We start from the raw sequence: 6,167 nt of genomic DNA on the forward strand, positions 1-6,167 counted from the left end.
CTATGTACGGACTGAACTTACTGCTCTGCAATATTCAGGACTGTAACAGCAATCATACACGTTTCATAGTATTCAGGAAAAAACATGAAGATGATGATCTTGCCTGGAAGACTCCAAAAGGAAGTGTAAAAGAACCCGATGACACCGCAAAGAGCGATCTTCCTTACAGAACATCTATCATAGTGTACCTTGACAGGGACAGGCCAGGAGCATTATATGACCTGCTGGGAGAATTCGCTATCCGAAAGATCAATCTTACGCGTATAGAATCCAGGCCTTCAAAGCGCATCCTGGGAGATTATGTCTTTTACATAGACTTCGCAGGAAATATCAGCGATACTATTATAAAAGATGCTTTAAATAGCATTCTGCCGAAAGCAGGGATGATGAAAGTGCTTGGCTCCTATGAGATGATGTGAAATAACATAGGGGACATGGGTATACAGGACAAGTGCATTGCTATGAAGGTAGAAGACTTCATTAGGAACATAGATACAACTATTAAAAAATACAGGCGTTTATATAAACTGCTTGATATCATTTCCATAACATTCCTATCATATGCCATTTTGCTGATCACTAATATGGAAATGGTCTTTGGGATGTTTCCTGCACTTGAAGTCTATTCCACTGCATCGATAAGTGTTCTTGGTGCAAGTCTTTCATATCCTAGGATATTCTTGTTCTTTCTGTCGTTGGCCTTCGGACTTCTGCTGACTTTCATATTGCATATCAGGGATGACAAAAGAGATACAATAGACGTTGTTGAAGAAAAATACCCGGCGCTTAACGAGAGACTCAGTACTGCATACGATAATCGTGAAGTTGATAATATCATAGTTGCAGACCTCCGGGAAAATGTGATACGTGCATCCACAAATGTGGTTCCTGCCACATTCCTCAACAAGAAAAGAATGTATATTGGCCTCTTCTCTTTGCTTATCGCTATTTCTTTGCTTACTTATGTCAGCGTGAGCGAATATCGCATCTCTTCCACACCTGAGGATCTCAAAGATCTCTTAGATCCCTTGTTACCTGAAAACGAAGACGATGGTTCGGATCTGGCCGTAATGGAAGAGACATCGGATGAATCAGGCAACCAGTCTTCAGAAGATCTTTTAGGTGAACCATCGGTTGTGATCGTTGAAGGAAAACAGGTCGATCTGACGCTTCCGCCTGGCACAGGCACAGGTTTTACCCCAGGTGAACAGGCCAATACCACACCTGAGGATTTCCTTCCATCTTATGCATACGAAATTAGTGTAATATCTTCGTCGATCTATTCCGAGGAACTGCCGGAAGGTTATGAAAGCATTATCAAACAGTACTTTGAGGAAATGGCAGGAAAATAATGGCAGACAGAATCGTACTATTGATCCATGAATGTAAAGGAGACCAGAGATGAACTCCAGTGAAATGAGCGCAGGAAATCTGTCCCAGACATACCGGCTTGCCGGCGAGATGTTCAATGCATTGTTCGCCGAGATCGGTAAGGTCATAGTGGGACAACAGGAATATGTGGAACAGATGATCATCGCTATGCTCTGTAATGGGCATGCTTTGGTGGAGAGCAATCCCGGTCTTGGGAAGACATTGACCATTTCTACGATAGCAAAGGTCATGGACCTGCGCTTTAGCAGGATACAGTGTACTCCGGACCTGATGCCTGCGGATATCACAGGAACGAACATTATCGAGGAACACGGCGGTGTCAAGTCGTTCAAGTTCCAGGCAGGACCTATCTTTGCCAACATAGTGCTGGCAGATGAGATCAACCGTGCCTCTCCCAAGACACAATCCGCAATGCTTGAGGCCATGCAGGAAAAACAGATCACTGTAGCCAATGACACTTACCTGCTCGACAAGCCGTTCTTTATCCTGGCTACACAGAACCCCATTGAAATGGAAGGTACATTCCCGCTGCCTGAGGCACAACTGGACAGGTTCCTGCTGAAGATATTGCTGGACTACCCCACATTCGAGCAGGAGCTCAGCATTGTGGACAGGTATACTAAAATGGACACTCCGCAGGTCAGAAAAGTTATGAACAAGAGCACATTGCTCGATCTGCAAAAGCTAACTACTGAAGTGCCGATCTCCGACCAGCTAAAGTCCAGGGCTGTGAAGATAGTGCTGGCTACACGGCAGAACAGCGAGCATATCGAATACGGTGCATCTCCCAGAGCGTCTATAGGTCTTATATTGACCGCAAAGGCACGTGCTCTGATCAAAGGCAGGAATTATGTCAGCGAAGAGGATATAGAGGCAATGGCCTATCCGATACTTCGCCATAGGATCGGGCTTTCTTTCGAATCGGAGAGGCGTGGTATCACTGCAGACCAGATGATCAAGGGAATACTTGCACAGGTCAAATAAAAATCAGGCAGGACATGAACCCCGGCAAACACACTATAAATGCGGATTTTTTCCGGCAGCTTGACCGTTTCTCTTTCATGGTGAACAAAAGAGTGTCCAGCGTATATGCCGGCAGCCGTCGTTCTATCAACAGCGGTAAAGGTATAGATACCGTAGGGTTCAGGGAATACTATCCTGGGGACGAGCCCAGGTCCATTGACTGGAAGGTCTATGCCAGATCAGAAAAATTGTATGTGCGGCAGTTCGAGGAGGACAAGTCCCTCACGGCACATATACTGCTGGATGCCAGCAAGAGCATGGACTATCCTGATAAAGATACCACCAAATTCGAATATGGCCTGATGCTTGCCATGGGCTTTGCATATATGGTCACAAAGGACAACGACAAGTTCGCCATTTCCACCTTTTCTGAAGATGTGGATATATCTGAGCCGCGCAGAGGAAAGAAATACCTCTTTCAGACACTTGAAAGACTTGAGACCACAAAGCTGCAGGGTAAGACAGACATACATGAATGTATCGTCAGATACAGCCGCGCGATCCATTCCCGGTCGCTTGTGATAATCATATCGGATTTCATGGATAGCCTGGATTCTATCAGGTCAGCTATATATCGTTTCTCTGACCATGACCTTATCCTTGTACAGGTGCTGGACAGGACAGAAGCCCAGCTTCAGGTGCACGGCCATACAAAGTTCATGGACCTGGAAACAGAGAAGGACCTTAAAACCTACGTAAGCGACAGCTTCAAAGAAAACTATCAGCGCAAATTGATGGAGCATATGAACAGCATTAAGGATACATGCTACCATGTGGGAGCGGAATATTACGCTTTCACTACGGATGTGCCCATCTTTGAAGCTTTCCTTTATACCATAGACAGGAGACACTGATATGGCCTTTGAGACACCCCTGGCTCTGCTGGCTCTGGCAAGCGTCATTCCTCTTATCATTCTCTACCTTCTTAGGCCAAAACCTCTTATGGTGAGAATACCATCAGTGATGTTCCTCATGCAGGTGGAAGAGAAAAAGCGCTTCTTCACTTCCATCACAAAACTTATCAAAGACCCTTTGTTCCTTATACAGCTACTGGTGCTCATTCTGTTAGCCCTGGCGGCTGCTGCGCCTTACATCATTACGAACGAACCCCTGAGCGATGAGCATACGGTACTGGTGATGGATATGTCTGCCAGCATGCAGACCGAGAACAGGTTCCAGGAAGCCATTAATGAGGCAGAGGATTATGTCAGCAAGAAGAACAGCATAGTGCTTGCCCACAATATTCCTGTGACATTGCTTGAAGGCCAGGACGCAACCACCGCACAGGCAACTCTTTCATCCCTTAAACCTGGTGCAACAGTAGCAGACATCTCTGCTGCCATGGGTACGGGTATGAGAATGCTGTCCCAGGGCGGTGGAAGGCTTATAGTGATCTCGGATTTCACAAACTGGGAAGGTGAAGATCCTGTTTCTGCAAAGAACCTGGCGGAATCATACGGCCTTAAAGTGGAATTCGTGCAGATCGGCAATACCGCAGATAACATAGGTATCATCCAGGGCAGGCTTGAAACCACGCAGAGTGGCTACACCTATAATTGTGTTTTAAAGAACTATGGCAGCAGTGACCAGAACGTGCCGGTGGAGATCACCACCACTGACGGTGAAAGTGTGACCAAGAACATCGACCTGCCGGTAAAAGCGAAGTCCACACAACAGTTCGTGCTTACGAACATGAGTACAGGTATCACCACTATCAAAATAAACAGGGATGACAGTTTGCCTGCGGATAATACTGCCTATGTATCAGTACCCAGGGTCTCGAACAAGCGTGTCCTGTTCGTATCTGACCAGTCCTTGTTGCCATCTATGACCTCAGTGTCCCTTATGCCGGGCATTCAGACAACGTTAGCCACAGGAGTGCCACAGGACCTGGCACGGTTCAGTGTGGTCGTAGTTGCCAAAGCCAACCAGTCCCACTCATCCGGGGAGATATCGTTGCTCTCATCGTACATTAACGGCGGAGGTAAGGTCATATTCATCGCAAGTGATAGTCTTGCTGCACAGGGTGCAGACCTGGAACTGCAGAAACTGCTGCCTGTCAGAACATCCAATATAATAGAGACCGAAAGGGGTCTGCAGATGAAGGTGAACCAGTCCACAAGGCTTACTGATGATCTGGCCCTGGATGAGATAGCAGTGTATAAGTACCTGAATGCGACTCCCAGGTTGGGAACTACAAGTCTAGTTGTAGCAGATAAAGGCACTCCGATGCTGGCTTTTGGAACGGTTGGCGAAGGCACGGTTGTCTACGTAGGGTTCAGTGACCAGCTTGGAGAAGGGGCCTGGAACAACTTCCACAATCTGCCTGATTTCCCTGTATTCTGGTTCAAGCTCGTTGGGTGGCTGGGTGGTTCAGGAGATATTTCCGAATATAATCTGAAAACAGGAGCTGTGTCAACCCTGGCAAAAGAACAGCAAATAACCACTCCTGATGGAACGGAGAACACAAAGAGAGTGCTTTACAGCAGCGCCGGTCTATATGAAGTGGCAGGCAGGACCATTGCTGTTAACCTGTACAACGATAAGGAATCTGATACCACCATTGATGCTACTGATGTCATGGAAAGAGCCTCCTCAAAGGATGAGCCTTCTGTTGTGAGGGCAACAACATACGAATCTAAGAATTACCTGGACACTATAATGATAGCATTGGTACTGCTTCTGGTCATCCTGGAGCTTTATATTATCAAAAAGAGAGGTGAGCTGTGATGCTGAACCTGCAGCAGCCGGAGATGCTGTGGCTTATGGTGCCGGTACTGGCAGCGGGCATCTATCTGATCCATAAAGGCGCCAAAAAAGGTCTCATCATATCCCGGATGATCGTACTTGCATTGCTGGTCATTGCTCTTGCATCTCCCTACAATGTGGTGAGCAAGATATCAAGCAGTGAAACTCCTGATATAGTGCTGATATCGGATGAAACCTCAAGCATGGAGCTTTTCGAGCAGGAAACCATGACAGACCTTTATGAGTCTTTGGCAGCGAACACACCCACCAACGTTGTGAAGCTTACAGGTGAGAGCACAGCTCTGGGCGATGCCATTGTGCAATACGCCCGCGGAGACAATCAGATAGTTCTCGTCTCCGACGGCAACAGTAACAAGGGTCAGGGTCTGGAAGAAGCCCTGGAATTTGCAAGGGAGACAGGCACCACGGTTTACTCTGTGACCCCTGAATTGAAAGTAAATGATGTCAGCCTGCACATAAACGGTGAGAAGACAGCAGTTCAGAACAATGAATACGTGTTCGAGATGATCGTCCAGCAGGCTGGAAATGCTCCCATCAGCTACGATATAGAGGTGTATGTGGATGATAAGCTGTTACCGGACCCCAGCAAGACATATAATCAGGAGGGCGATCAGAGGGAAATACTTGTAACGCACACCTTTGATTCCCTGGGTGCCCATAAGATCACTGCCAGTGTTACAGCTGCAGGGGAGGACATCCAGCCTATCAATAACATTTTCTATAAGACCGTGTATGTCGTGCCAAAACCGAAGATACAGCTCATTACCGATGATACCAGTTCACCTATGGCTAACGTACTGCTTAAGCTGTATGATACCTCAACTAATGCGCAGCTAACTGACCTCGAAAATAAAAAGGCCGTGGTTCTGGACAACAGGAACATCAATGCTCTATCCGGATCAGACGTACAGACCCTGAAAGATTATGTAAGCTCCGGCAATGGTCTGTACGTCGTAGGTGGCGATAGTTCCTACGACTATGGG

At 46.9% G+C, this 6,167-nt stretch carries 5 protein-coding genes and 1 pseudogene; all 6 read left to right on the plus strand.

The features are described 5' to 3' along the window. On the plus strand, positions 1-419 hold a 419-nt coding region (locus AB7U21_RS09570; RefSeq protein ID WP_428388613.1), incomplete at its 5' end, for a prephenate dehydratase. 42 nt (positions 420-461) lie between these two features. Beyond that, on the plus strand, positions 462-1,352 hold the full coding sequence (locus tag AB7U21_RS09575) for a DUF7502 family protein (RefSeq protein WP_428388615.1): 891 nt from the start codon (positions 462-464) through the stop codon (positions 1,350-1,352). A 49-nt stretch (positions 1,353-1,401) separates the two neighbouring features. Continuing rightward, entirely contained in the window at positions 1,402-2,376 is a 975-nt protein-coding gene (locus tag AB7U21_RS09580; protein ID WP_428388617.1) for an AAA family ATPase, read from the plus strand. 14 nt (positions 2,377-2,390) lie between these two features. Continuing rightward, entirely contained in the window at positions 2,391-3,269 is an 879-nt protein-coding gene (locus AB7U21_RS09585; protein WP_333788062.1) for a DUF58 domain-containing protein, read from the plus strand. Position 3,270: 1 nt separating this feature from the next. Further along, the gene (locus AB7U21_RS09590) at positions 3,271-5,145 is read left to right on the plus strand and encodes a DUF7408 domain-containing protein (RefSeq protein WP_428388619.1); all 1,875 of its coding nucleotides are present in this window, start codon (positions 3,271-3,273) and stop codon (positions 5,143-5,145) included. Continuing rightward, positions 5,145-6,167 (plus strand): annotated as a pseudogene (locus AB7U21_RS09595) (hypothetical protein); the annotation flags it as partial. The gene AB7U21_RS09590 and the pseudogene AB7U21_RS09595, both read left to right, overlap by 1 nt.

This window comes from Methanomethylovorans sp. (assembly GCF_050177135.1).
Taxonomy (GTDB): Archaea; Halobacteriota; Methanosarcinia; order Methanosarcinales; family Methanosarcinaceae; genus Methanomethylovorans.

Excerpts from the sequence above, each read along its gene's own strand:
- AB7U21_RS09585 (WP_333788062.1), top strand. The coding sequence starts at position 2,391 with ATGAACCCCGGCAAACACACTATAAATGCGGATTTTTTCCGGCAGCTT.
- AB7U21_RS09575 (WP_428388615.1), top strand. The coding sequence starts at position 462 with ATGAAGGTAGAAGACTTCATTAGGAACATAGATACAACTATTAAAAAA.
- AB7U21_RS09590 (WP_428388619.1), top strand. The coding sequence starts at position 3,271 with ATGGCCTTTGAGACACCCCTGGCTCTGCTGGCTCTGGCAAGCGTCATT.
- AB7U21_RS09580 (WP_428388617.1), top strand. The coding sequence starts at position 1,402 with ATGAACTCCAGTGAAATGAGCGCAGGAAATCTGTCCCAGACATACCGG.